The organism is Methylobacterium sp. E-045 (assembly GCF_022829685.1).
GTDB lineage: Bacteria > Pseudomonadota > Alphaproteobacteria > Rhizobiales > Beijerinckiaceae > Methylobacterium.
The window spans coordinates 133,809-157,855 of record NZ_JAKSYE010000076.1; the positions used below are offsets into that span (position 1 = coordinate 133,809).

The 24,047-nt window shown below is 70.5% G+C and carries 22 protein-coding genes; 9 read left to right on the forward strand and 13 right to left on the reverse strand.

The annotated features are described in order from the left end of the window. Positions 1-57 precede the first annotated feature (57 nt). The 3 genes from MKK51_RS12560 to MKK51_RS12570 all read left to right on the forward strand — a co-directional run bounded on the left by MKK51_RS12560 (position 58) and on the right by MKK51_RS12570 (position 3,822). A complete protein-coding gene (locus tag MKK51_RS12560; RefSeq protein WP_243977493.1) occupies positions 58-1,164 on the forward strand; it encodes a hypothetical protein in 1,107 nt (368 codons plus the stop codon). A 95-nt stretch (positions 1,165-1,259) separates the two neighbouring features. Continuing rightward, positions 1,260-2,699, forward strand: coding sequence for a YcjX family protein (locus MKK51_RS12565; protein ID WP_243977494.1), 1,440 nt, complete (start codon positions 1,260-1,262; stop codon positions 2,697-2,699). A 91-nt stretch (positions 2,700-2,790) separates the two neighbouring features. Further along, on the forward strand, positions 2,791-3,822 hold the full coding sequence (locus MKK51_RS12570; protein WP_243977495.1) for a YcjF family protein: 1,032 nt from the start codon (positions 2,791-2,793) through the stop codon (positions 3,820-3,822). Position 3,823: 1 nt separating this feature from the next. On the opposite strand, the gene MKK51_RS12575 is transcribed toward MKK51_RS12570, so the two are convergent. The 7 genes from MKK51_RS12575 to MKK51_RS12605 all read right to left on the reverse strand — a co-directional run bounded on the left by MKK51_RS12575 (position 3,824) and on the right by MKK51_RS12605 (position 8,329). Further along, complete coding sequence (locus MKK51_RS12575) at positions 3,824-4,375, reverse strand: RBBP9/YdeN family alpha/beta hydrolase (protein WP_243977497.1); 552 nt, start codon at positions 4,373-4,375, stop codon at positions 3,824-3,826. A gap of 41 nt (positions 4,376-4,416) precedes the next feature. Further along, positions 4,417-5,442 (reverse strand): biotin-dependent carboxyltransferase family protein, encoded by a 1,026-nt coding sequence (locus tag MKK51_RS12580; RefSeq protein WP_243977499.1) that lies wholly within the window; start codon positions 5,440-5,442, stop codon positions 4,417-4,419. Beyond that, positions 5,439-6,167, reverse strand: coding sequence for a 5-oxoprolinase subunit PxpB (pxpB, locus tag MKK51_RS12585; protein WP_243977502.1), 729 nt, complete (start codon positions 6,165-6,167; stop codon positions 5,439-5,441). The genes MKK51_RS12580 and pxpB overlap by 4 nt, the downstream gene beginning before the upstream one ends. Before the next feature lie 108 nt (positions 6,168-6,275). Continuing rightward, positions 6,276-6,965 (reverse strand): hypothetical protein, encoded by a 690-nt coding sequence (locus MKK51_RS12590; protein ID WP_243977504.1) that lies wholly within the window; start codon positions 6,963-6,965, stop codon positions 6,276-6,278. A gap of 80 nt (positions 6,966-7,045) precedes the next feature. Continuing rightward, the gene (locus tag MKK51_RS12595) at positions 7,046-7,435 is read right to left on the reverse strand and encodes a DUF3618 domain-containing protein (protein WP_243977506.1); all 390 of its coding nucleotides are present in this window, start codon (positions 7,433-7,435) and stop codon (positions 7,046-7,048) included. Next, complete coding sequence (locus MKK51_RS12600) at positions 7,432-7,827, reverse strand: phage holin family protein (RefSeq protein ID WP_243977508.1); 396 nt, start codon at positions 7,825-7,827, stop codon at positions 7,432-7,434. The genes MKK51_RS12595 and MKK51_RS12600 overlap by 4 nt, the downstream gene beginning before the upstream one ends. Positions 7,828-7,837: 10 nt before the next feature. Next, positions 7,838-8,329 (reverse strand): hypothetical protein, encoded by a 492-nt coding sequence (locus MKK51_RS12605; protein WP_409565671.1) that lies wholly within the window; start codon positions 8,327-8,329, stop codon positions 7,838-7,840. 413 nt (positions 8,330-8,742) lie between these two features. Here MKK51_RS12605 and MKK51_RS12610 point away from each other — a divergent pair, with 413 nt between their 5' ends. Further along, complete coding sequence (locus MKK51_RS12610) at positions 8,743-10,164, forward strand: trehalose-6-phosphate synthase (protein WP_243977510.1); 1,422 nt, start codon at positions 8,743-8,745, stop codon at positions 10,162-10,164. Between the two features lie 147 nt (positions 10,165-10,311). Beyond that, a complete protein-coding gene (gene glgX / locus MKK51_RS12615) occupies positions 10,312-12,411 on the forward strand; it encodes a glycogen debranching protein GlgX (protein ID WP_243977591.1) in 2,100 nt (699 codons plus the stop codon). Between the two features lie 27 nt (positions 12,412-12,438). On the opposite strand, the gene MKK51_RS12620 is transcribed toward glgX, so the two are convergent. After that, positions 12,439-12,720, reverse strand: a complete 282-nt coding sequence (locus tag MKK51_RS12620) for a hypothetical protein (protein WP_243977512.1) — start codon at positions 12,718-12,720, stop codon at positions 12,439-12,441. 371 nt (positions 12,721-13,091) lie between these two features. Here MKK51_RS12620 and MKK51_RS12625 point away from each other — a divergent pair, with 371 nt between their 5' ends. Together MKK51_RS12625 and MKK51_RS12630 are read left to right on the forward strand one after the other, a co-directional pair. Then, positions 13,092-15,005 carry a sensor histidine kinase gene (locus MKK51_RS12625; protein WP_243977514.1) on the forward strand — a complete coding sequence of 638 codons (1,914 nt, stop codon included), beginning with the start codon at positions 13,092-13,094 and terminating at the stop codon, positions 15,003-15,005. Between the two features lie 161 nt (positions 15,006-15,166). Further along, the gene (locus MKK51_RS12630) at positions 15,167-15,901 is read left to right on the forward strand and encodes a peptidoglycan-binding domain-containing protein (protein ID WP_243977515.1); all 735 of its coding nucleotides are present in this window, start codon (positions 15,167-15,169) and stop codon (positions 15,899-15,901) included. A 199-nt stretch (positions 15,902-16,100) separates the two neighbouring features. On the opposite strand, the gene MKK51_RS12635 is transcribed toward MKK51_RS12630, so the two are convergent. Beyond that, positions 16,101-16,493 (reverse strand): DUF4260 domain-containing protein, encoded by a 393-nt coding sequence (locus MKK51_RS12635; RefSeq protein ID WP_243977517.1) that lies wholly within the window; start codon positions 16,491-16,493, stop codon positions 16,101-16,103. 375 nt (positions 16,494-16,868) lie between these two features. Here MKK51_RS12635 and MKK51_RS27550 point away from each other — a divergent pair, with 375 nt between their 5' ends. Together MKK51_RS27550 and MKK51_RS12640 are read left to right on the forward strand one after the other, a co-directional pair. Further along, positions 16,869-17,216 (forward strand): VOC family protein, encoded by a 348-nt coding sequence (locus MKK51_RS27550; RefSeq protein ID WP_409565672.1) that lies wholly within the window; start codon positions 16,869-16,871, stop codon positions 17,214-17,216. Between the two features lie 205 nt (positions 17,217-17,421). Continuing rightward, a complete protein-coding gene (locus tag MKK51_RS12640; RefSeq protein ID WP_243977518.1) occupies positions 17,422-17,763 on the forward strand; it encodes a DUF1491 family protein in 342 nt (113 codons plus the stop codon). Between the two features lie 24 nt (positions 17,764-17,787). Here the strand turns inward: MKK51_RS12640 and MKK51_RS12645 are convergent, their stop codons facing one another. From MKK51_RS12645 to MKK51_RS12660, 4 genes are all read right to left on the reverse strand, one after another. Beyond that, entirely contained in the window at positions 17,788-18,921 is a 1,134-nt protein-coding gene (locus MKK51_RS12645; protein ID WP_243977520.1) for a DUF2336 domain-containing protein, read from the reverse strand. A gap of 107 nt (positions 18,922-19,028) precedes the next feature. Continuing rightward, positions 19,029-20,603, reverse strand: a complete 1,575-nt coding sequence (locus MKK51_RS12650) for a heme biosynthesis protein HemY (protein WP_243977522.1) — start codon at positions 20,601-20,603, stop codon at positions 19,029-19,031. Positions 20,604-20,741: 138 nt separating this feature from the next. Next, entirely contained in the window at positions 20,742-22,811 is a 2,070-nt protein-coding gene (locus tag MKK51_RS12655; RefSeq protein WP_243977524.1) for a COG4223 family protein, read from the reverse strand. Between the two features lie 411 nt (positions 22,812-23,222). After that, positions 23,223-23,933, reverse strand: a complete 711-nt coding sequence (locus tag MKK51_RS12660) for a uroporphyrinogen-III synthase (RefSeq protein ID WP_243977526.1) — start codon at positions 23,931-23,933, stop codon at positions 23,223-23,225. Positions 23,934-24,047: the final 114 nt, after the last annotated feature.

Below are 24,047 nucleotides of genomic sequence, written 5' to 3' on the forward strand. Positions count from 1 at the left end.
TGAACGGATCGTCGGCTGGGCCGTTGCTCACCGCCATGGCCCGCCACCGCTGATCCCGTGTTCGTCACCACGCTCCTCGTCCTGACATCCCTGCTGCCGCGCGCGGATATCGGCCTCGACGCCGTGAGGACGGGCGTCGCCCGTGTGGAAACGGCTTTGACGATGGCCGCCGTCTCGCCGGACGCTCCCCGGTTCGTTCCCGAAGACCGGGCCGTATCGACGTGGCGGGCGGAAGCCGGGACGGCCCTGCGTCCCGTTTCGCTGGCCCTGGTGGCCCGCTACGCGCCGGTGCCGCCGGCTTTCGTCGCGCGCTGCGTCAAGCTCAACAATTACTGGTGCATCAAGAGCGCCCGCTGGCGGGGCGAGATCGGCAGCGATGCGGAGGGGCATACCGGGTTCGCCACCGCCGGCGACGGCGCCGACGCGGCGGCCCTCCTGCTGCGGCGCTACTACCGGGAGTTCGGCCGCCGCAACGCCCTGTCCATCGTGCGCCGTTGGGCGCCGGCGGAATGCTCCGTTTCGGGCGCCGGGGGGGCGGGCGGAAAGGTCGCCAGCGGTCTCGCGCCCCTCGGTCTCGGCAAGACCCTGCGGGCCCGCTACCTCGCCCGCCATGCGCGGGGAGGCGCGCGAAAGCCGCGCATGGTCGCGCGGGGCGGACCCCTGCGGGTCCAGCCCTGGTCCCCGCTGGCGAGGATGGCGGGCCGGCCCAAACCCAGACCCATCCGCGTCGCGGGGGCGGCCGAGACCATCGGCCGGCCCGCGATCACGGCGATCATCGCGAGCCCGTCCGATACCCCGGCGGCATCGCCGTCCTCCCGGCTGGCGGACCGGTTCGCTGCGGAATCCGCGGCTCTGCCCGCCCTCGCGGCCGGGATGCCGGGCCTGCGGCTCCAGGATCTCGCGGCACCGGCGCCGCTCTGCGGCAACGACGAGGTCCGGATCCGCAACTACGCCACCCGCATTGCCGCCAGTGTCGGCCTCAGGATCGAGGACGATCTGGCGCTGTTCGATGCGGAGGGCCGGCCCTCGCCCCGTCTCGCCCCGGTGATGCTCGCCATGTCGGCGGTGGAACTCGGCGCGTTGCGGGCGGGGCCGGATCTGGTCGAGGCGGCCATTGCCCGGCTCGTCGCCGCCCGCGTCGATCCCGTCGCGATGGACCGATGACGCGTCCGGTTCTTGCGTTCGTCTGAGACGCGCGCCACCTCACCCCTGCATCCATCGCCCGTCCTCCCCCTCCGGCCACACGAGACCTTCGCTTCATGATCAGCTTCGCCTCGCGCGCGGGCTCCGCGATCCAGGCCTTCGCCGAGGCATCGAGCGATCTCCTGATCCAGCCGACCCTGAGGCTCGGCGTCACCGGTCTCGCGCGGTCGGGCAAGACGGTGTTCACAACGGCGCTGATCCACCATCTCGTGGAGACCCACGCCCTGCCGGCCTTCGCCCCGGCGCATGAGGGACGGCTGCGCCGGGCCCGCCTCGTGCCGCAGCCGGACGACGACGTGCCGCGCTTTCCCTACGAGGATCATTTCGCGGCCCTGACGGAGCAGCGCCTGTGGCCGCGCTCCACCGACCGGATCAGCCAGTTCCGCCTCGCCATCGAATACGAGCGCAAGGGCGGCTGGCGCTCGGGTCCGGGCACGCTGATGCTCGACGTGGTGGATTATCCCGGCGAATGGCTCCTCGACCTCGCCCTGATCGACCAGAGCTACGCGGACTGGTCCGCCGCCACCATCGCGGGCACCCGCCGCACGGGACGCGCCGCCATCGCCGCGCCCTGGCTGGCGGTGCTGAAGGACCTCGACCCGTCCGGCCCCCTCGACGAGGTCGTGGCCGAGCGCGCGAGCATCGCCTTCACCGCCTATCTCACCGCCCTGCGCGCCGGGCCGGAATCGGTGGCGACCACGCCGCCGGGCCGGTTCCTGATGCCCGGCGACCTTGCCGGATCGCCGGCCCTGACCTTCGCCCCCCTCGACGCCCTGCCGGAGACGATCTCGTCGGCCAGCCTCGCCGGGCTGATGGAGCGGCGCTTCGAGGCCTACAAGGCCAAGGTGGTGGAGCCGTTCTTCCGCAACCATTTCCAGCGGGTGGATCGCCAGATCGTCCTCGTGGACGTGCTCGCCGCCGTCGATGCCGGTCCGGCCGCCCTCGCCGAGCTGGAAGAGGCCCTCGACACGGTGCTGCTCAGTTTCCGGATCGGCCGCAACACCATCCTGTCGCGCCTGTTCGCGCCGAGGGCGGACCGCATCATGTTCGCGGCCACCAAGGCGGACCACCTGCACCAGACCAGCCACGACCGGCTGGAGGCCTTGCTGCGTCTCCTCGTCTCCCGCGCCATGCGCCGGACCGAGGCGGCCGGCGCCCGCGTCGGCACGGTGGCCCTGGCTTCGGTACGGGCCACGCGGGAAACCACGGTCCATGACGGCGGCATGACCCTGCGCGCGGTCTCGGGGACCCCCGAGGCGGGCGAGCATGTGGGCGACGAGGTCTTCGACGGCCTGAGCGAGGCGGCGGTGTTCCCAGGCGAGCTGCCGTCCCGGCCCGAATCCGTGCTGGAGGGCGCGGTGCCCCCCGGCTCCCTCCGCTTTCCGCGCTTTCGTCCTCCGCTGATCCGGCCCGACGCCCATGGCCGCCCCGGCCACCTGCCGCAGATCCGCCTCGACCGGGCGATGCAGTTCCTCATCGGCGACAAGCTGACGTGAGCGTCGGGCTGAGCGAGTCCCCCTCTCCCCGCAGGCGGGGAGAGGGGAGATCCACCGATCGATCCGTTGTGTCATCACCAAAGGTCCGCCCATGACCTCTCCGAACCGTCCCCGCGCCTTCCGCATCCCCGCCGCCGAACCGGCCGAGGGCCCGGAGGGCGTCGGTCCGCTGCCGGCCCCGCCGAACGCGGTGAGGATCGTCGAAGAGCCGTTCGAGATCGTCGAGGCGGCGGACGGTACCGCCGTGCCGGTGGCGCCGAAATCGCGGGCGCCGTGGCTGTCGGTGCTGATGCTGGCGCTGAGTGGCCTCGTTTCCCTAGGAATTGGCCTGTCCCTGGAGCGGATGATCGCCGATCTGTTCTCGGCCGCCCCCTGGCTCGGCGGGGTCGCCCTGGCCCTGCTCGCGATCGCAGGGATCGCCTTCCTCGCTCTGGTGATGCGTGAACTCGCCGGAATCTGGCGCGAGCGCCGGATCGAGACGCTGCGGGCGAAAGCCGTCGAGGCCATCGCCACGCGGGATCATACCGGTGCGCAGGCGGTGGTCGCCGAACTCTCCACCCTCTACGCCACCCGGACCGGGCTCGCGGCCGGGCGCCAGCGCCTGGCTGCCTTGGGCGAGACGATCCTCGACGTGGACGACCGGATCGGGCTCGCCGAGCACGAACTGCTCGAACCCCTCGACCGGCAGGCCCGCAACGCCATCGCCTCGGCCGCCAAGCAGGTCTCGGCGGTGACGGCGCTCAGCCCGCGCGCCATCGTCGACGTGGCCTTCGTGGTCTTCGCCGCCATGCGCCTCCTGCGCCAGATCGCGACGATCTATGGCGGGCGGCCGGGCTTCCTCGGGTTCCTACGTCTGGCCCGCTCTGCCTTCGCGCATCTGACGGTCACCGGCGGGATGGCGGTGGGCGAGAGCATGATCCAGCAGGTGCTCGGCCTCGGCATCGCCGCGCGGGTCTCGGCGAAGCTCGGCGAGGGCGTCCTCAACGGCCTGATGACCGCCCGGTTCGGCCTCGCCGCCCTGGCGGTCTGTCGCCCGCTCCCCTTCGTCAGGGAGGAGCCGCCGCGCCTCTCGGACGTGGCCGGGGAGCTGTTGAAGCCGATGGGCGGGGCCGACAAGGAGTGAATCAGAGCCCCTTCAGGAAGCCCGCCAGGCGCATCAGACCTTCCGGCCAGGGACCATGCCCGCTCGCCACGTTGATGTGGCCGGATTCGCCGGCATCGACCAGGGCGGAGCCCCAGGCATAGGCGAAGTCCTCGGCCCGGTCGTAGGCGCAATAGGGGTCGTTGCGGCTCGCCACCAGCAACGAGGGGAAGGGCAGGGGATCGCGCGGCACCGGCGCGAAATCCGTGACGCTGGACGGCAGGTTCGGCGTGCGCTCCACGTCCGGGAACGCCACGAGGAGGGCGCCCCGCACCTTGCCCTCGGGAAAGGCCGGTGCCGCCTGCACGGAGGCGACCACGCCGAGGCTGTGGGCGATGAGCATCACGGGGCGCGTTGCCGCCTCCACCGCCTCGACGATGCGTGCGCGCCAGGAGGCGGCTTCCGGATGGTGCCAGTCGTCCTGCTCGACGATGCGGGCATTGGCCATGCGGGCGGCCCAGCCGGCCTGCCAATGACCGTCTTCCGAGCCTGCATAGCCGGGGAGGATGAGGATGTCGCAATCGGCGAGCTTCATCCTGCCCGGATAGCGGCTCCCTCACGCGGCGTCGAGACGGATCAGGGGGATTCGCGCAGGGCGTCGACGGCCTGCCCGGCGAGGTTGGCGCCGAAAAGCCGCTCGACATCGATCCCGGCGAGGGGACGCAGGCGGCCCGGCAGGTCGGCCACGGCGCGCCGCCGTTCGAGAGCGGCCTCTCGCGCCGCCGCCAGGGTCACGGCCTCGAACCGGATCGGATCGCCGGGGCGGCGCTGGGCGAGGCGGCGCAGATCGGCCGAGATCACCGTGGCGATCTTCGGATAGCCCCCCGTGGTCTGCCGGTCCGCCATCAGCACGATGGGACGGCCGTTGCCCGGCACCTGGATCGAGCCGGCCACGGTGGCGTCGGAGACGATGTTGTAGCCGCCTGCGCCATGGGCGATGGCGGGGCCGTCGAGCTGGTATCCCATCCGGTCGGCGCGGTGCGACACGGTGAAGGTCGAGCCCAGCAGCGTGTCGATCCCGGCTTTGGTGAAGCTGTCCGCCTGCGGACCGAGCATAATGCGGATCGGCGCGTCGCGGTCGAGGGGCACGGCATCGACCGTCCGGTCGTCCGGTGCGGCGTGCTCCGTCGCCGGGAAGGCCAGAGTGTCGCCGGCCTGGAAGGTCCGGCCGTCGATCCCCCCGATGCCGGCGCGGAGATGGAGGGAGATGCTGCCGAGCAGGGGGCGCGCCTCGAACCCGCCGGCCACGGCGAGGTAGACGAACGTCCCCTCCCGCGGCGGGTCGATCACCAGTTCGGCGCCCTCCGCCAGGGTGACGGTGCGATGGCCCGCGATCGGCGCGCCGTCGAGACGGAGCGTGCAGGGCGCGCCGGCGCAGGCGAACCGTCCCCGTCCCGCCTCCACGACCAGGCGGCCGCCGCCGAGGCCGAATTCGAGGACCGGCGCCTCCACGGCATTGCCCACCAGCACGTTGGCGGTCGCCATGGCGAGGGGGTCCATGGCGCCCGAGCCGGAGAGGCCGTAGCGCTGGTAGCCCCGTCGTCCGCCATCCTGCAGGCTGAGCGCGCTGTGGCATCGCGTGAGGGCGAGGCGGCCGGTCACGAGGCGATCTCGCCGTCGACGATGCGCTCCCCGGCCTGCGCCGCCCGGTCGAGTTCGTCCCATCGCTCCGGTTCGATGGGGAGGAAGCGGATCGCGTCGCCGGGCTCGAACAGGAAGACCGGATCGCGCCCCGGCAGGAACGAGCGCACGGGGGTGCGCCCCAGGAGGTGCCATCCGCTGGGGGCGGCGATGCTCGCCACCAGCGCCTGGACGCCGCCGATGGAGATGGTCCCGGCCGGCGTCACCGGCCTCGGACTGTCCCGGCGCGACAAGGCGAGGCTCGGGTCGAGCCCGGAGAGATAGGCGTAGCCGGGGAGGAACCCGTTCATGGCCACGCGATACTCGGGGGCCGCGTGCCGGGACACGATGTCGTCGGGGGTCGTCCCGTGATGGGCGGCGACATCCGCGAGATCGATGCCGAAGGCCCCGCCATACACCACGGGAATGCGCCAGAGCCGGCGCGGCGCCGTCTTGGCGGGGACCGGACCGACGAGGGCGAGGAGAGCCGATTCGATCTCGCCGGGCTCGACCGCGCAGGGATCGAGGTGAACGGTGAGCGACCGGTAGGTGGGGACGCTCTCGATGAGCCCCGGAATGCCAGCTTCCCGCACGGCACGATCGAGGGCGAGGACCAGGGCGGTGGCGTCGGGGTCGATCCTCTCACCGAACTCGACGGTGATCGCGGTGTCGCCGCACCAGAGCAGGCGGGGCTGAGGGGCTGCCACGGGTCGCAAGGTCTCGCTCGTCGGATCGTCGCTCCAGTCGGAACACGAAGGGGCGGCGCTGTCGAGCGCCGCCCCTGTGTCATCATTGAACGCGTCGGGTAATCGGCGTCAGTGCGTCCGCACCGGGGCCACGTCGGGCTTCCGGAACGGCTCGGCGCCGCCTTGCGTCGCGGCATTGAGATTCTCGGGGTCGAGGGCACTCTCCACGAACTCGCGGCCGCGGTCGGCGAAGTCGCGGGCGTAGCGGATGCCCTGGTCCTTCACCTCGTCGGCCCAAGGACCCACCGTCTCGTCCTCGCGGCGCGTCCTCGGCAGGAGGGCGCCGAGGAGCAGCCCGGCCGCGAGGCCGACCACGCCCACGAGAAGCGGGTTCTGCGTGACGAACTGCTCGACATTGGTCTTGCCGCGGTCGAGGCGCTGGCCGCCGCGCTCGGCGAACTCGCCGATGCTGCGGCGGGTGGACCGATGGGTGTCCGACGCCCAGTCGCGGGCGTCGTCGTAGGTCTCGGACGCGCGGTCGATCAGCGACTCCGCCTTGTCCTTCACGGTGTCCCGCGCGTCGAGCGCGGCGGCCTTGGCGCGGTCGGCATAGCCCTCGGCCTTGGCCTGGGCGTCGTCGGCGAGGTCGCCGGCCTGATCGCGGATATGTCCCGCCGTCGCCCGCGTCTCGGTGCGGGCCCGCTCGGAGATGTCGTGGAGCGAACGGCTGGTCTCGTCACCATGGGGGAGGCCGGCGGCGAGGGCGATGTCGTCGGGAAGCGAGCTCTTGGGCTCACCCGGAATGCTGCTATGACTCATGGAGGCGACTCCTGTCGGATGGGAAGGGGGCAGCGATGCCGCTGCCGGGTCTGTCAGGTCTGGATCGGCCGTATGCAGGCTCAAATCTGGGTTTCCTCCGCCAGTTCCTTCACGGGCTGGCGGGTCGGCTGGTCGGGATCGTAGACCTTGGCCGCCGCGCCCGGCGTCACCGGCAGCGCACCGTTGGGATCGATGATGGGACGCTTCGTCAGCGTCTGCCGATCCTTGCCCGTGCGATGCAGCAGCCAGCCGATGCCGGCCGCGATGAGAAGGACGGGGACCGGATTGCGGCGGATCGCATCGAGGGCCCCATCATAGGCCCCGCTCAGCGGGGTGCGGCGGACATTGCCCAGCATGTCGTCGACGATGCTCGGGACGGAGAGCCGGTCCTGAATGCGGTCGATGGTCTGGTCGAGGCGGGCACGGCTCGCCTCGATGTCCTTCTCGAGGTCGTTCAACGATTCACTCATCCCGATACCCTTTCCGACAATGCGCGCGCATCCTGGCGCATCTGCCGTGTCGTGCGGGTCGGCGCCAGGGTGGAGAGGGACATGGCGTTCCGTCCGATCAGGGCGAAGACGATGGCCACCACCAGAAGCACGCCGCCGACGATGAGGGCGGACAGGGCTTCCGAATGCACCACCGTGGCGAGCCACTTCACCAGGGCGTCCACCAGGACGAACAGGGCGACGACCCCGAACACGCCGGCGCCGACCATCAGCGCCAGGCCGATGAACAGCGTCCGGACGTTGCTCGTCATTTCGGTGCGAAAGAGAGCCATCTCCTTGCGCGCAAGTTCGCTCGTCTCGCGCAGGGCATCGCCGAGGAGGCTTTGAATGCTGGATTGCGGGCCGTTCGACATGACGTCCGGCCTAGCTGCGGAACGAGTCGCGGGCGTCGCGGTCATGCGCGATGCTCGACGACTTGATGAAGCGCGAGACGACGAAGCCGGTCACGAAGGTGGCGACCGCAACGGCGACGGGAGCGCGGCGGGCGAAGGCCTCCGCCTCGTCGTAGAACTCGGCGAAGCTGCGGTTCTCGATGGAGCTTCCGAGCTGTTCGAGACCCTCGGCGGCGCTGTCGAAGAACGCCTTGATGTTCGGCTGCTCGTCGAAGGACTTGCTCGAATCCCTCAGGCCCTGGGCGAGGTCGTTGACGGACTGGGCGGCGTCGCCCTTGCGCCGGTCGGCATAGTCGGTGGCGTGGGCGCGGGCGGCGGCCACGAAGCCGCGGCCGCGCTCAACGGCGACGTCCGCGATCCCCTCGACGTCGCCGCGAAGCGCCTTCCAGTCACCGCTCGGGTTCGCGTCGATCCCTGGAGCATTCGCGGCGGATGCCGGGCCAGTCGGTTGGTTTGCGTTCACGGGCAGACTCCTCGATCGCTTTTCGGCGATGTCACATGTGGCTCTTCAACAACATGGAAACAGACGCGGTTCCGCAAGGAATGTGCGACGTGAAACGGGGTGGCGGCCACAGGCCGCGACATCCCCGCCGATGCGCTCCGGGCCGCGTTCCCATAAGACTTTTCGAAGTGGTCGAGCTTGAACGGAAACGCGTATCGTCGGGCGGGGCGGAGCCCGGTGATCCACTACGGAACGGGACATTCGTCTCGCCCTGCCCTGGCCGTAGACGATGCGGTCGGGTAGGTTGGCTGACGGAATATGAACAGACGTGGCCGTATCGGACGGATCACGGTCGCGTTAAGCGCGTTGAACATCGGAATGTCTTGTCCGGCGCGCCCAGGGTGCGCTGCACGCTGAGGACCGGAGCCCGCTGAGTGGCACGCCTTGTCATCGTATCGAACCGTGTGGCCATCCCCGAGGACAGCGGAAAATCCGTTGCCGCAGGAGGCTTGGCGGTCGCCGTCAAGGAGGCCTTCACCTCCTATGAGGGCTTGTGGTTCGGGTGGAGCGGCAAAGTCGTCGAGGATCCGTCCGAGGAGCCCGAACTGATCGATCGCGGCCGCGTCCAGTACGCCGTAGTCGATCTCTCGCCCCAGGACCACCGCGAGTATTACAGCGGCTTTGCCAATCGCGCCCTCTGGCCGATCATGCATTACCGTCTCGGCCTCGGGGCGTTCTCCCGCTCGGATTATGCCGGCTACCAGCGCGTCAACCGCATCTTCGCGCGGGCGCTCGCCAAGCTGATCGAGCCCGACGACATCATCTGGGTCCACGATTATCACCTGCTGCCCCTGGCCTCGGAACTGCGCGGTCTGGGCATCGCCAACCCGATCGGCTATTTCCATCACATCCCCTGGCCGGCCGCGGACGTGTTCAACACGCTTCCCGCCAGCAACGACCTCCTGCGCGGCATCGCCGATTACGACCTGATCGGCCTTCAGACCGACCCGGACGTCCATAACCTCTCCCGCAACCTCATCGACGAGTTGCGGGCGATCCCTCTCGGCGGCGGCTCGCTGATGGTGGACGGGCGCCGCACCCGCATCCGCAGCTTCCCGATCGGCATCGACGTGGCCGGGTTCAAGGAGGCGGCGGAGAATGCCGGGGCGAACAAGACCGTCCGCGAGACCATGGCGGGCCTGCGCACCCGAAAACTCCTCATCGGCGTCGACCGGCTCGATTATTCCAAGGGCGTGCCCGAGCGCATGGAGGCGGTGGACCGCTTCTTCGCCTCGAACCCGGACCAGCGCGGCAACGTCGTCTATCTGCAGATCACGCCGAAATCCCGCACCGAAGTTCCGGAATACGAGGAGCTCAGCCGCGAGGTGAACGAGACCGTCGGCGAGATCAACGGCGCCCTCGGCGAGCCGAACTGGACCCCGATCCAGTACGTCACGAAGGCCTATCCGCGACCCGTCCTGGCGGGACTCTATCGCGCCGCCCGCGTCGGCCTGGTGACGCCCATGCGCGACGGCATGAATCTGGTGGCCAAGGAATACATCGTCGCCCAGACGGCGGACGATCCGGGCGTCCTCGTCCTGTCGAAATTCGCGGGCGCGTCCCGGCAGCTCCCCGAGGCCCTCCTGGTCAATCCCTACGACCGGTTCGAGGTGGCGGAGGCGATCCGCACGGCGCTCTACATGCCGCGCGGGGAGCGGATCGAGCGGTGGAAGCCCATGGTCGACCGCATGACCCGTGAAGACGTGGATTGGTGGGCGCGGAATTTCTTGACGGACCTCGAGAACTTCCGCACCGTCGAGCGCGAGCCACCCCGCGCCGCCGCCGCCGCCGAGTAGCGTCCTCGTCCTGCTCCGTCAGGTGATGCGAGCGACGCCGGCTCATCGAGCCGGGTGCGGGACGAGGCTTGCGGGTCTCGTTCTTGCGTGACCCGCGGCGACGACCGGCCCGTCTCCATTGGGCCGATGTACCTGCGAAAGGCCTCCATGATCGGCATCGACGAGGGCGTACCCGGACCTCTCGGGGCGCATTTCGATGGTCGCGGTGTCAATTTCGCGCTGTTTTCCCAGAATGCCACCGGAATCGACCTGTGCCTGTTCGAGCCGGGTGAACGCCACGAACATCGCGTGATCCCGCTTCCCTGCCGCACCGACGACGTCTGGCACGGCTACCTGCGCGGCGTCTTTCCCGGACAGCTCTACGGCTACCGCGTCCACGGTCCCTGGGACCCCGCCAACGGCCATCGCTTCAACCCGGCCAAGCTGGTCCTCGACCCCTATGCGCGCGAAATCCAGGGCCGGATCCGCTGGCACGATTCCCTGTACGGGCACCGTCGCGGCCTCCAGCGGGAGGACCAGATCGACCGGCGCGACAGCGCGGCCTTCATGCCGCGCGGCGTGGTGACGGCCCCCGACCTACCCGAACTCGCGATCACTCCCATCCGCCGGCCGATGGGCCAGACGGTGATCTACGAGGCCCACGTCAAGGCGCTGACGCAGCGTCACCCCGCCATTCCGGAAGCGGAGCGCGGCACCTACGCGGCGCTCGCCCATCCGGCGATCATCGACCACCTGCTGAAGCTCGGCGTGACGGCGATCGAGCTCCTGCCGATCCAGGCCTTCGCCGACGACCGGTTCCTGGTGGAGAAGGGCCTCGTCAATTTCTGGGGCTACTCGCCGCTGGGCTATTTCGCGCCGGAGCCGCGCTATCTCGGAGCCGCCGGGATCGGCGGCCTCAAGGCGGCGATCCGCGAACTCGCCGCGGCCGGGATCGAGGTCATTCTCGACGTCGTCTACAACCACACCTGCGAGGCCGACCATACCGGACCGACCCTGTCGTTCCGCGGCATCGACAATGCCAGCTACTACAAGCTCGACCCGGAGAACCGCCGGCAGGAGATCGACTGCACCGGGTGCGGCAACACCCTCGATCTCGACCATCCGAGGGTGATGCAGCTCGTCCTCGATTCCCTCCGGCACTGGGTGACCGCCTACGGCGTGGCCGGGTTCCGCTTCGACCTCGCCACCAGCCTCGGCCGCACGCCGCACGATTTCACCGCCAAAGCCGCTTTCTTCCAGGCCATCGCCCAGGATCCGATCCTGTCCCGCGCCAAGATGATCGCGGAACCGTGGGACATCGGCATGGGCGGCTACCAGCTCGGCGCCTATCCGCGCGGCTGGGCCGAGTGGAACGACCAGTTCCGCGACAGCGTCCGCGCGTTCTGGCGGGGCGATCACGGCATCCTGCCCAAACTTACGCAGGTCCTGTCCGGCTCGCGGGAGATCTTTTCCGGCTCCGGCCGGTCGCCGCTGGCCAGCATCAACTACGTGGCGAGCCATGACGGCTACACCCTGGCCGATGTCGTCGCCTATGAGGAGAAGCACAACCACGCCAACGGCGAGGACAATCGCGACGGCCACGGCCACAACCTCTCGCGCAATTACGGCGTCGAGGGCCCCACGGACGATCCGGCGATCCTGGCGGTGCGGGCCCGGCAGAAGCGCAACCTGCTGGCGACGGTGCTGCTGGCCCAGGGCGTCCCGATGCTCCTGGCCGGGGACGAGCGGTCGCGCAGCCAGAACGGCAACAACAATGCCTATGCGCAGGACAACGCCGTCAACTGGCTGGATTGGGAGACCGATCCCGATCCCGGCCTCACCGCCTTCGTCGCCAACCTCACCAGCCTGCGCAGCGAGCAGCCGGCCCTGCGCCGCCTGACCTTCCTCACCGGCGCCGTCATCGGGGAGGGACCGCTGCGCGACGTCCACTGGCTCTCGCCCTGCGGCGCGGAAATGGACGACGCGGCCTGGGCCGATGGACACCGTCAGGCCTTCGGCATGCAGATCGGCAACGACCTGCCGAGCGCCGACCGCCTGCTGATCCTCATCAACGCCGCCGACGAGGCGATCGACTTCACCCTGGCCCCGGTCATCGGCGGGCCGTGGATGGTCGTGTTCGACACGACCCGGCCGACGGGCATCGTCCAGGCCGGACAGGCGCTGTTTCCCCCCCAGGCGCGCCTGCGCCTCGAACCCCGTTCGCTCTACGTCCTGCGCGCGAGACAGGCCGCGTCCTACGAGATCTGACCCCCGTCCGCCCCGCGAGGGTCGGTGTCAGCGCGCGTCCACGCCGCGCCATGCCGGACGACGATCCGTCTCCGCCAGGGTATCGCGCGACGCCCCGGCGACCGATCCCGCCACCTGCCGGACCAGGGCGTCGGTACCCCGGCTCAGCGCCGTCTCGCGCGCCTCGCGGGGCAGCGCGTCCCAGGCGAGAGAGGCGGTGTTCTCCACGGACGGCGCCGACAGGCGCGCGGCGAGAGCCGGATCGTCGCGATGGGCGGCGAGGTAGGAGAGGACGCCGATCGCCAGGCAGGCGCGAAGGAGGAACGACATGGAAGTCCCGGGTTGGTTCGGTGCCGGCCGTGAGCGGCCCGTTGCGACCGAGCCTCGGCGCAGAACGTAAAGCGCCTCTCACACGCGCGCTGGAATCGAGAACCATGGTGAACGCGGCTTTGCCGCCATGCCCCTTCGAACCTGCATGTCGTGCCCGGTCCTGTGGATAGCGGGCGATCTGCCCCGAAAGGAACCCCCTCCCGAACCGGTCCGGTTACGGACCGGAAAGCATCCGCGAACAATCGGTGGGGTCTGCGCAACACTCGCTTAAGTCGGGTCTGCGAGGTTTGGCGTCAGTCGAGTTCAAGTCGAATTCGGGTCTAGTCCAGCAAGGGGCGACGAAGCGGCCGGTACGGCACTTCGCGCTGTGCGTGTGCGTATTGCGTATCTACAGCGGCCTGGCTTCCCTGATCGATCTCCGGCTCGCCGGGCTCGTCCACCAGTCGGTGATCGAGGACGATGCCGTGCGGTTTCGGCACGAGCGGTTCCTGGTGTCGCGCCTCGCCACCGGGATCGTGATGATGGCCGCCCTGCCGCCCTACCTGCTCTGGCGCGGCGTCCCCACCGGACTCGAAGTCCTCGCCATCGCCAGCTTGATGCTGCCGGTCTTCGCCGCCGTGTTCCTGTCGCGGACGGGGATCCTGTGGGTCGCCCATGCGATCTCGTCGGCCGGTCTCACCGGCCTCGTGGTGTGTCTCGCCCTGATGTCGGGCGGCGTGAACTCCGCCGCCGCGATCTGGCTGGTGGCCATCCCGCTGGAGGCCGTCGTGTCCGGCTCGCGCCGGGCGACCCTGGCCGCCGCCCTCATCGCGATGATCGGCGCCCTCGTCGTGGCGTTCCTGCCGCACGGCTCCATCTCGCTGCCTCTCCTCGACCTGTCCCGGTCCCTGGCGATGCCGGTCTTCGCCATCACCGCCATCGGTCACGTGGCCGCCCAGGCCATGGAGCATCTGCGCCACGAGGGCCGCTGGCTCGCCCGGATGCGCGACAACGAGATGCGCGACCGCATGCTGCTCTCGGCCATCGACGACCTCGTCACCTGGCATGACCGGAACGGTCGCATCATCGAAGCCAGCGCCTCCTCGGCGCGCTTCGTCGGCATCGAGTCCGTTCGCCTGCGCGGATACGGGCTTCTCGACCGGGTCCATGTGGGAGACCGTCCCGCCCTCCTGCAGACGATCAGCGACGTGGCCGCCAGCGGCATGCCGGCCACCGTGCAGTTCCGCCTGCATCTCGACCCGGCGGCCCTGCGCGCCGAAGGCGAGCCGCGGGTGATCTTCGCCGAGATGCGGGCCCACCGCATCGCCGGCACCCCCTCCGGAGTCGAGGGGTCGAGCGTGGTGGCCGTGACCCGTGACGTCAGCGAGCATCGTCGCCACGCGGAGGAGCTGGAGCGCGCCCGCGCCGAGGCCGAACGCGCCGACGACCTGAAGAGCCGCTTCCTCGCCACCGTCACCCACGAGCTGCGCACGCCGCTCAACGCCATCATCGGCTTCTCGGAGGTCCTGGCCGGCCAGGGGTCCATGACCCTCGGCCCCGAGCGCAGCCGCGAATATGCCGAGATCATCGGCAGCTCCGGGCGCCATCTCCTCGACGTGGTCAACGCGCTCCTCGACATGTCGCGGATCCAGAGCGGCAATTTCGATTACGTCCCGGAGACGATGAATGTCGGCTCCCTCGTGCGGACCTGCTGCGACCTGATGCAGCTGCGGGCCGACCAGGGCGGGATCACCCTCGTGCGCGGCACCGAAGCGCCCGGCATCGAGATCAATGCGGACCCGCGCGCCTTCCGCCAGATCCTCATCAACCTCCTGTCCAACGCGGTGAAGTTCACCGCTCCGGGCGGGCGGATCGAGGTCTCGTTCCGGCGGAGCGCGTCGCATCTCGACATCGTGGTGGCGGATACCGGAATCGGCATCGGCGCCGACGACCTGCCCCGGATCGGTGCGCCGTTCTTCCAGGCCGGCGGCGGATACGACCGGACGCATGAGGGAACCGGACTCGGTCTCTCGGTGGTGCAGGGGCTCGTCGGACTCCATGGCGGCAGCATCTCCATCGAGAGCGCCGAGCGCCAGGGCACCAGCGTGACCGTGACGCTGCCCATCGATTGCCGACGCGGGTCCAGCGCCGCCCCCCCGGCCCCGATCCGGACCGAAATCCGTCGCGCCATGCCCCTGCCGGTGCAGGAGGGGACGCTGGTCCCGGTGCGCCGGCCCATGGGCTTGTTCGACCCCGCGCCCGAGGCGGTGAGAGAACGCTACATTCCGATGCAGCGCGCGGGATGAGCCCCTCATCTGGTCACCGCGACCCGACGCGCGCCTCGTCCCGGCTTCGACGGACCGGGCGAGGTGCGCGCGACCCGTACCGGCACGGCGCTGCGCCGGGGCCGGTCTTCCGTTGTCGGCCCGACCCGTCGGGCCGTCTTCCGCGTTCGAGAGGATAGACCATGCGCGAACCGCTGCCGAAGCGCGACCAGCGCGAGATCGTCGTTCCGACCAGGGCCGCGCAGACCGCCGCTCCGCGCCGGAAACCCGCCGCCACCCCCGCCCGCCGGCCCGCCTTCGGCTGGCTTCGCGGCGTGGCCTCGGCGCTGGGCGGTTTCGGCCGGCTCTGCCTGCGCAGGCCGGGGGAGGTCCTCGGCTCGGTGGTCGCCGTCGGCGCGGTGGCGGCCGTGGCCATGAATGCGCTGGGCTACCAGGGAGGCCGTCACCCGGCGCCGCTCTTCCCCACCCTCGGCAAGGGCACCGCCGCCGCCAGGCCCACGGCCGGCCCGTCGCCCGAGCCGGTCAAGGTCGCGGAGGCCCCGCCGCGCAGGATCGAGGCGCCGAAGGTGGAGACCGCGCCCGAGCCGAAGGCCGCGCCGGCTGCCGAGGCGGCGAGACCATCGCCAAAACCCGCCGCGGCGGCGCCGTCCACCAAGCGCGACGTCATCGCCGACATCATCAAGGCCGGGGAGACCACCGCCTCGGTGACGCCGAAACCCGACCAGGCCGTGGCGCAGGCGCAGCGGGCCCTGGTGAAGCTCGGCTACGGACCCCTCGTCGCCGACGGCGTCCTCGGCCCCGGCACGCGGGCGGCCATCGAGAAATTCGAGCGCGACCGCAAGCTGCCGGTGAAGGGCGTCGCCGCCGGCCGCACCTTGCGCGAACTCGCCTCGCGCGCCGGGTCGACGAAGGGGTAGGGACCCGGCGTTCGGGCCGCGCCGTGAAGGCCCGAGACGGGTGGGAAACGGTCTTCGGCCCTTGGCTCAAAAGCAGACATTCCGACTTCGACCCGAGCTGGCCGCTCTGCGAGGTTCAAGCGGCCTCCGAAGCCGGACGCGCCATCGGCGACCAACACCGGGCTCGGTCCGCCCGTCCCCGTTGAACCGTCGATGCTCCTCAAGACGTTTTCGCGTGGGCTTTCCCCATCTGCCCTAGATGGCTGATCCCGAAGCCCCCGGCGTATTTCAGGCCGTATCCCAGGCTGCGGTCAAAACCGATATGCGCAGCCCAGACGAGCCCCGCCGTCAGAGCCAGAGGCCCATGACCTGACGCCCCCCAGACAAGGCAAGCAAGCGGCAGGACGTACCAATGGGCGAGGTTGTACAGCGCCGCTCCGGTCCTCGGCCCCGCCACGTAGCCGATCATGCTCAGGTCGGGCACGAAGAACAGGGCGGCGTACAGCCACCAGCTTTCACCCTGCCGAGCGTAGATCATCGATGCCGCAATCAGCACGGCCAAACCTTCGAGACGCAGGAGCACCTTCGGCCACCCGGCGACGATCCCGTGCATGGTTCATCCTTCAAGCTCGACCTTCGGAGGCCGAAATCGGGGCGATGGAAACGGGTCCTATGCGACTCGTCCCTCTTCGACCAGCCACCGCTCCGGAGCGTGCCAGACCTGTCGGCCGGTCAAGGGCGTCGCCGCCGGCCGCACCTTGCGCGAACTCCCGGCGCGCGCCGGGTCGACGACGAAGTAGGGGTGGGCCTGGGATTTGGGCTCAGTCGTGAGCTTCCGAGACGAGTGGTGAGCGGACCCTGGCCTTTTGGCGTGAAATGGACGTTGCACATCCGCTCCCCCAGAAACTTCATCATCCGCGACAGATCCCCTTGGCAAAAAAAATTGCGGATGGCTGGCTGACAGCGACCATCAACACGGGAGCCTTTCGTGCATCTAGAAATCCAACGGGTCATATATTTTACGGAGAATGTCGAAGCGATGAGCCGCTTTTATCGCGAGGTCCTCGGCTTGGAGCCAATTGTCGGCGGCGATGGAGGATGGCAGGAATTTAAAGCAGGTGGCTGCAATATCGCGTTACACCGTGGCAAACCCAGTCCTGGCGCTCGCGGCCCCAAACTCGTGTTCTACAGCGCCGATGTTGCGGCTAGCCGCGCTGAACTTCTCAAACGAGGTGCGTCCGACTTGGGAAAAGTCATCTCCGGTGATGATCTGACCCTATGCGATGGTAGAGACCCGGATGGAAATCCGTTTCAGATATCAACCCGCAGAAGATAGGGTGCATGGTCCTCTCGTTTGACCACTGACAGTTTACCAACCGAGCCGGTCTGAGGTCACCGTCCATGACATTGTCGCGACGCGGACTTTCTCAGGGTCTGTGAAGGGTCGCCACCGGACGAGACCAAGCTCCCGACCCTGTCCGCAGCCGGCGCTTCTTCCAGGCTCGTGCCCGCGCCACGCCGTTCGGTGCTATAGGCGGGCCATGCCTCGCCTGCGCTCCGATTTCTGGGTCTCGGCCCATCTCCGCCGCCTCGCCGTCGAGGGGATCGACGCGGTGCAGCGCCGGCGCGGCGCGGCGGAAGCGGGAGCCATCTTCGTGAAGGTCGATCGCCTGGATGGTCGGGCCGATCTCTATGGCCCGGCCCCGCAATCCCTCGTCGATACCGGGGACGGCGCCGATCGCAGCTTCGTCCGGGTGATGAGCGAAGCCTCGCCGCCCGATGTCGAACTCCGCCTCGGCAGGGAACTGCGCTTCGACGACGATCTCTGGATCATCGAGATCGACGACCGGGCCGGCCGCCACCATCTCGACCTCGCCGAGTAGGACGCGGCGCGTCCCGGCGGAGGGTCAGCTCGACGCCGATTGCCTCACCCGGCCGGGAAGGGCCGGGCGGAGCGGGGCGCGCTCCGTGGCGGCCGGCGCCATGCGCGGGCGGACCGCATCGGGTGCGGTGTAGGGCTGGTGGGCGCTGCCGCCGTTGAGCCGCTCGGGCAGCGGCGTGTCGAGGACCGCGCTGAGAAGGTCGCGGGCCGCGCCGCGCGGGATGGTGCGGAACAGTTTTACCAGATCGTAGACCCGGTCCACCGAACGGGCCACGGTCTCGTTGAGGGTGAGGAAGACATACACCGCCTCCTCCTCGTGCAGCCCGGCCGCCCGGAGGGCGAGGGTGAGGAGTTCGTAGCGCCGGCTCGGGTCCGGCGTCGCCGCGAGGAAGTTGCGCGGCAGGCCGAGCATCTCGCCGAGAGCGGCGACGAAGGCGGCGACGTCCTTTCGGCCCGAGAAGCCGGTGAGGACGGCTCCCGCCTCGCGCGGCATGGGAGGCGGCGGCCGAAGGGCTGCGCGCGAGCTCACCGCCCGGCCGATCGCCTCGCGCAGCTCCTCGTCGGCGAAGAGGAACAGCGGCGCCAGATCTCCCGGCGCGAGGTCCGGGCGGGCGAGAAGCGCCTGGGCCAGATCGGGCTTCGTCCGCGCCCGGCCGACGAGGAGGGCGACGGTGGCGCCCTGAAGGCCGAGCTGCCAGTTCTCGGCCAGAGCCAGGTCGATGGCGGCCACGTCGCGCGAGGCCATCTCGTCGATGAGGCTGCGGCTCAGATCGGCCCTTCGGGCGATGGCGGCGGCGATGTCGGAGCCGTCGGCGAGGGCGGCTTCGATCACGCGGGCCGACAGCTCCGGCGCCTGCGCAATGATGAGGTCCCTGATCTCGCCGCCGCGTGCGGCGAGCGCCGCGAGGACGGATTGCGGTGTCGCGGGGAAGGGCGCGAGCTTGCGCGCCACGATCTCCGCCGTCTCGTCGTCGACGGTGGGGATCAGACCGCCGGCGAGGGATTCGAACGCCTCCACCGTCTTGCGGTCCCGCACCGAGGCGGTGAGGAACAGATCGGTCTGCACCCGGAGGATGACAGGTTTCAGATCGAGGTCACCGAGACGCGACAGTTCGATCAGGCCGGAGAAGTCCGGCGCATCGTCGAGAGATGGGGACATGGCACTTCGTTTACGCAGAACTCGCTGGACACAGCTTTAGCGAGCTTGCGTGAACCGACCTTTAAAGGGCGCCGCCGCGGCGCCGCCCTTCTTGCCCCATTGCGGGATCAGCCGACCAGCCGGGCCTTGGACTCGGGCGCCGAATCGGAGGCCTTCGGCGGCGGAAACACCACCGGGGTCGCAGCGCCGGTCGCCATCGGGCCGGTGGCGGGGGCCGACGGCGCCGATACCATCGCGGCTCCGTTGACCACGGCGGGCTCGGCGGGCTTGGCCGGCGCGGCCGCGGTCACCGGGGCCGGCATCTCCGTGGCCGGACTCGACGTCACGAGCGCCGGCTGGCTGCGGTCGTCCCTGTCGTCGAGGTCGCCGGTCACATCGTTGCCGGACGGGCCTTCGAGCAGCTCGGTGGGCGCCTTCCACACGAAGGCGTCGAGATGGCCGGTGACCGGCGAGACCGGCGCCCAGCGCTCGGAGGCGACCCCGTCGGCGATCCACATCGGATCGCGCGGGGCATGGGCGGCGCGGGCCAGCCATTCCCGCGCCCGGCCGGAACCGGCCCCGTGCTCGGCCTCCTCGACCTTCGCCATGGCGAGGCAGGCGCGGACCGTCGGGCGGTCGGCCAGGAGAGGCGCCAGGGCCTCGCGTGCCTTGCCGAATTCCTGCGCCTCCAGGGCCGCCTGCGCCAGGGCGAGACGGGCTTCGGGATGCCAGGTGGAGATCCGGGCCAGGGTCTCCGCACGGGCGAGCCGGTCGCGTACGGAATCGCCGACACGCAGGCCGAGATAGACCTTGGCGAGATCGGGATGGGGATTGGCGCGCCAGGCCGCCTCGACGATCTTGGCCGCCTTCTTCAGGTCGCCGCGCCGCGCGAGGAGCCGCCCGGCGACGCAGGCGGCGGGGACGAGGTCCGGCGCCAGTTTCACCGCGTCGAGTGCGCGCTGCGTCGCCGCTTCGGGCTCGCCCGCTTCGCGGGTCTGGGCGGCGGCGGTGAGGAGCACCGCGCGCTGGCGGCGGGCGAGCCCCTTCTCGATGAGGCCGAGGGAGGCACGGCGCTCCACCGTCTGGACGGCCCCGCTCCAATCGCCATCGGCGCATTGCGCCTCGAGCATGGCCTCGTTGGCCCAGGTGACGCTGGGGGCGAGGCGCGCCGCCTCGGCGGCATAGGCGCGGGCGGCGACGTCGTCCTCGCGGCGACGCGCCTCGACGAAGAGACCGCGCAGCCCGAGCACCCGCGTCTCCGGATCGTTGGCCATGCGCTGGAACGCGTGCTCCGCCGCCTCGCGGTCGCCGGAGATCTGTGCCGCCTGGGCCTTCAGGAGGAGCGCCAGGGGCTCGGCCCCGAGCAGGCGCTCGGCATCGCTGGCATGGCGCCGCGCCGCCAGGGGATCGCCCGAGCCGACCGCGACCATGCCGCGGGAGAGGGCGGAGAAGCCCTTGGCCCGGCGACGCTCCTTGGAGCCGCGGACCAGGGTTTCGGGCAGGGTGATGATGCCCCGCACGATGGCCCAGATGAAGCCGATGACGATGGCGGCGATGAACACGCCGATGAGGGCGATGGCGAGGCTGGTGGCGAGCTCGTAGCCGTTCCAGACGATGGTGACCGTGCCGGGGCGGTCGGCGATCCACGTCGCCCCGAAGGCGGCGATGGCGAGAAGGGCTAGGAAGGCGAGGGCGCGCCACATGGGATCACGAACTCCGGAAGGTGGCGTCGGCCGGGGAGGGGACGCGCGTATCGGAAAGGGCGGGCGCGCCGCGCCCACAGATGATGATCGAGGTGCCGCTATCCGGCATTCCGGACGGCCGAGGCGGACGGGCGACCCTCACCGGGCGGTGCCGGTGGAGGGCAGGGCCTTGAACGCATCCGCCAGGAGCGCCTGCGCCGCGTCGCCCGCCGCGGCGCGCGAGGCGAGCTTGGTGCCGAACTCGCCGAACTGCTTGCGGGTCTCCTCCGGCAGGCCGGCGAACGCCTTGGCCGCCTCGGCGATGGCGCCGCGATCCAGGGCCTCCTGCACCTTCGGCACCGCGTCGTCCGGCGCGGCCTCGCCGGGGGCGGCGGGAGCGTCGACCTTGCGGACCTGGACGACGGATTCGGCCATGCTCATCAGGCGCTGCTTGATGTCGCCGGTCTCGGCCACCGACTTCGCCTGCGCCGCCTTGCGGCTCGCGGCGATCCGCTCGGCGATGGGACGGAACTCGGCCGCCAGGCTCCTCGCCGTCGGGGCGCCCTTGTCCGCGAAGGCGGCCACGGCGCTGAGCCGGGCCGGATCACCCGGCTCGGAGCTGCGCAGGGCCGCCAGTGCATTGGCATAGGGCGAGCCGGTATTCAGCGCGCCGACGATGCGATCCGCCGCCACGACCCGCATGGCGGCCTGGACGGAGGAGGCCTCCGCACGGGTGGCCACGGCCTTGTCGAGGCCGGCGATCTTCTCGGCTTGCGCCTGGAGGAGCCGCTCCACCCCCTTCGCGGCTTCCGCCGCCTGGGCCTTGCTGGCGTCGACCGCCTGCTGGCTCGCCTGCGTCGCCGACTGGACCGCCTCCGTCGCCGCCTTCACCCGCGCTTCGAGGGTCTGCTGGAGGCTGGCCAGCTTCTGCGTCAGGGCCTCGTCCGCCTCGGAATTCGCCTGGGTCCGTTTCTCGAGTTCCCCCTTCAGCGCGGTCACCTGGCTGGCCAGGGCCTCGTCGGCCGCAGGCTTGGCGGCGGTCTCCACCTTGCCCTCGACGGCCTTCAGCCTGTCGTCGAGGCCGGACAGAGCCTGGGGCGAGAGCGCGGTGAGAGCGGCATTGCCGGACTGGTCGCGGCCGGGCTCCTCCTGGAGGGCGGCCACGCGCTGGTCGAGCCCGTCGAGGCGGGCGACGAGATCCTGCGGCAGCGCCGCCGGCGCAGGGGCGGACCCATCCGCCGGCGGACTTGCCGAGACGGCCCCCGCCTTCTGCAGCGCCTCCTTGGCGGCCGCATCCGCCGAGCGGATCGCCTCCGGCAGGGGCTTCAGCACGGCCTCGTTGGCGCCGATGCGCTTGTCGAGGGCGGCGACGGCCTCCTTCGGCGCGAGGGCCGCGATCTTCTGGTCGAGGGCCGCGATGCGCCCGTCGTCACCGACGCCCAGGGCACCGGAACGCTCGACGGCAAAGAGCAGGCCCGCGCCGATGACGCCGCCGAGGAGCCCGGCCGCGGCCACCGAGCCGAAGCCGGCGCCGCCGCGTTTGGGTTCCGTGGCCGCGACGGCCGGGCCGATCTTGGGCGTCGTCGAACCGGCGGGCTTGGTGTCGGAGCCGGCGGGTTTGCCATCGGAGCCGGCAGGCTTGGCATCCGATGGGGACGGGCCCTTGTCCGGGCTCGCGGTGAAGATGCCGGAGCCGGACGGCTTTGTCGCGCTCGACGCGGAGCCGGCCTTCGTGGCCTCGCTCGGATCGGGAACCCGCTTGGCCTTCAGGTCGATGATCGGCCCATCGGTGAGATCCGCCTTCGACGGCATGGCCTGAGCCCCGCTGCCCGATGGGCCGGTCTTCGGCGGGTCGGTCCTCATGGAGGACGGGTTGGCCCCTGTCGGATTCGCGCCGGCAGAGCCCGGACCGGCGGCTTTCGGCGGCTCGGACTTCAAGGGCTCGGATTTCGACGGCTCAGCCTTGGCGGGCTCAGCCTTGGCAGGGTCGGTTTTGGCGGGCTCGGTTTTGGCCGGCTCGGTCTTGAGACCACCGGTCTTGCCGGCGTCGAAGCTCGATGCCGTCGGCTTGGGTGGCTCGGATTTGACGGGCTCGGCCAGGGGGGCGGCCGCCTTCGCGGCATCGGGCTTTGCCTCGCCCGGCTTTCCGTCGAGGGGCCTGCCTTCCGGAGGCTTGCCTTCGAGAGCCTTGCCTTCAGAAGGCTTGGGAGCCGTCGAAACCGGCGCCACGGCGGGCTTCGGTACGTCGGTCCTTGGCGCCTGTGACGGCGATGCCGAAGGTTGCGTCGGCGGCTTGACCGCACCGGGACCCGTCGCGCCCGTATTCGAGGAGCCGGAAGTCGTCGTGCCGGGATTCGTCGTACCGGGCTTGGCCGGCTCGGGCTTGCCGGCTTCGGACTTACCTGGTTCGGACTTACCTGGTTCGGGCTTGCCTGGTTCGGGCTTGGGGCCGTTCGGCCCCGTCGAAGTTCCCGGACCTTTTCCGTCGCTGTTGGATGGATTCACGGGCGTCTTGCTCCCTTCCCGACTTTCGTCTGCCGCGTGCCGCAACCCCGGCGCGTTTCGCGCTCCGTTGGCGGCCCTGCGGTCACAGCGTATGCGTTCGTCCTAACACCGAGGCCGCGGCCTCGGCGAGACCGCTTATCGGAAACCTGATCTCAGACCCGCGAGAAGGGACTCCTCGTTGGCCTGTTCCGCGACGAAATGCGGAGCGATCCCGGCCTCGGCCAGGGGGAAAGCCACGTCCGCCGACAAGCAGTAATGCCTGAGCGCCGCGAAAGCTCCGCCATATCCCGCCTCCCCGGCGAGTTCGCAAGCCGTCGCCGCGCTTCTCCGTGAGTAGTGGAGCACGCCCGTCAGGGTGGAAGGGGGGCCGAACGCCAGCGCCACCACGGCGGGCAGGGCGGCCACCGGTCTCGCGCCGTAGGCGATGTGCGTCGTCACCCGGAAGCCCGCTCCGGTGAGGGATGCCGCCGGTTCCGCCTTGTGGTCCTCGCCCGCCAGATGCAGCAGCGAGGCCCCCGGCGCGACCTCCCGCCCCACGAGGCCGACGAGATCGGCGGCGTTTCCACCCGCCGTTTTCACCGCGGTGAATCCGCTTTCGCGGGCCAATGCCGCCGTCCGCGCGCCCACCGCGAACACGGGGACTTGGTGGATCCGCCGCCAGCCCGAGGCGGGCCGGAGCGCGTTCGCGCTGGTGACGAGGAGGCCGTCGAAGGGGCCCGGAGGCAGGGGCGCACCGGTCGCCTCCACCACGAGGACCGGCGCCACCAGAGCCTCGTAGCCCAACGCGGCGAGCCGTTCGGCCGTGCGCGTGGCCCCCGGCTCGGGCCGCGCGATCCATATCCGCATCGCCACCATGCCTCCGGATTCGCCCCTCCGGGCGGCCTTGGCAAGCCGTTTCCGTGACGCGCCGCGTCGATGGCACAGGGTACCCCGTGCGCGGCCCTCGCTTCCCCCTGCCGT

Bases quoted from the DNA above. Each gene is read 5' to 3' on its own strand.
- MKK51_RS12565 (WP_243977494.1), top strand. From the start codon at position 1,260: ATGATCAGCTTCGCCTCGCGCGCGGGCTCCGCGATCCAGGCCTTCGCC.
- MKK51_RS12570 (WP_243977495.1), top strand. From the start codon at position 2,791: ATGACCTCTCCGAACCGTCCCCGCGCCTTCCGCATCCCCGCCGCCGAA.
- MKK51_RS12575 (WP_243977497.1), bottom strand. From the start codon at position 4,375: ATGAAGCTCGCCGATTGCGACATCCTCATCCTCCCCGGCTATGCAGGC.
- MKK51_RS12590 (WP_243977504.1), bottom strand. From the start codon at position 6,965: ATGAGTCATAGCAGCATTCCGGGTGAGCCCAAGAGCTCGCTTCCCGAC.
- MKK51_RS12595 (WP_243977506.1), bottom strand. From the start codon at position 7,435: ATGAGTGAATCGTTGAACGACCTCGAGAAGGACATCGAGGCGAGCCGT.
- MKK51_RS12600 (WP_243977508.1), bottom strand. From the start codon at position 7,827: ATGTCGAACGGCCCGCAATCCAGCATTCAAAGCCTCCTCGGCGATGCC.
- glgX (WP_243977591.1), top strand. From the start codon at position 10,312: ATGATCGGCATCGACGAGGGCGTACCCGGACCTCTCGGGGCGCATTTC.
- MKK51_RS12620 (WP_243977512.1), bottom strand. From the start codon at position 12,720: ATGTCGTTCCTCCTTCGCGCCTGCCTGGCGATCGGCGTCCTCTCCTAC.
- MKK51_RS12630 (WP_243977515.1), top strand. From the start codon at position 15,167: ATGCGCGAACCGCTGCCGAAGCGCGACCAGCGCGAGATCGTCGTTCCG.
- MKK51_RS12635 (WP_243977517.1), bottom strand. From the start codon at position 16,493: ATGCACGGGATCGTCGCCGGGTGGCCGAAGGTGCTCCTGCGTCTCGAA.
- MKK51_RS12640 (WP_243977518.1), top strand. From the start codon at position 17,422: ATGCCTCGCCTGCGCTCCGATTTCTGGGTCTCGGCCCATCTCCGCCGC.
- MKK51_RS12645 (WP_243977520.1), bottom strand. From the start codon at position 18,921: ATGTCCCCATCTCTCGACGATGCGCCGGACTTCTCCGGCCTGATCGAA.
- MKK51_RS12650 (WP_243977522.1), bottom strand. From the start codon at position 20,603: ATGTGGCGCGCCCTCGCCTTCCTAGCCCTTCTCGCCATCGCCGCCTTC.
- MKK51_RS12660 (WP_243977526.1), bottom strand. From the start codon at position 23,933: ATGCGGATATGGATCGCGCGGCCCGAGCCGGGGGCCACGCGCACGGCC.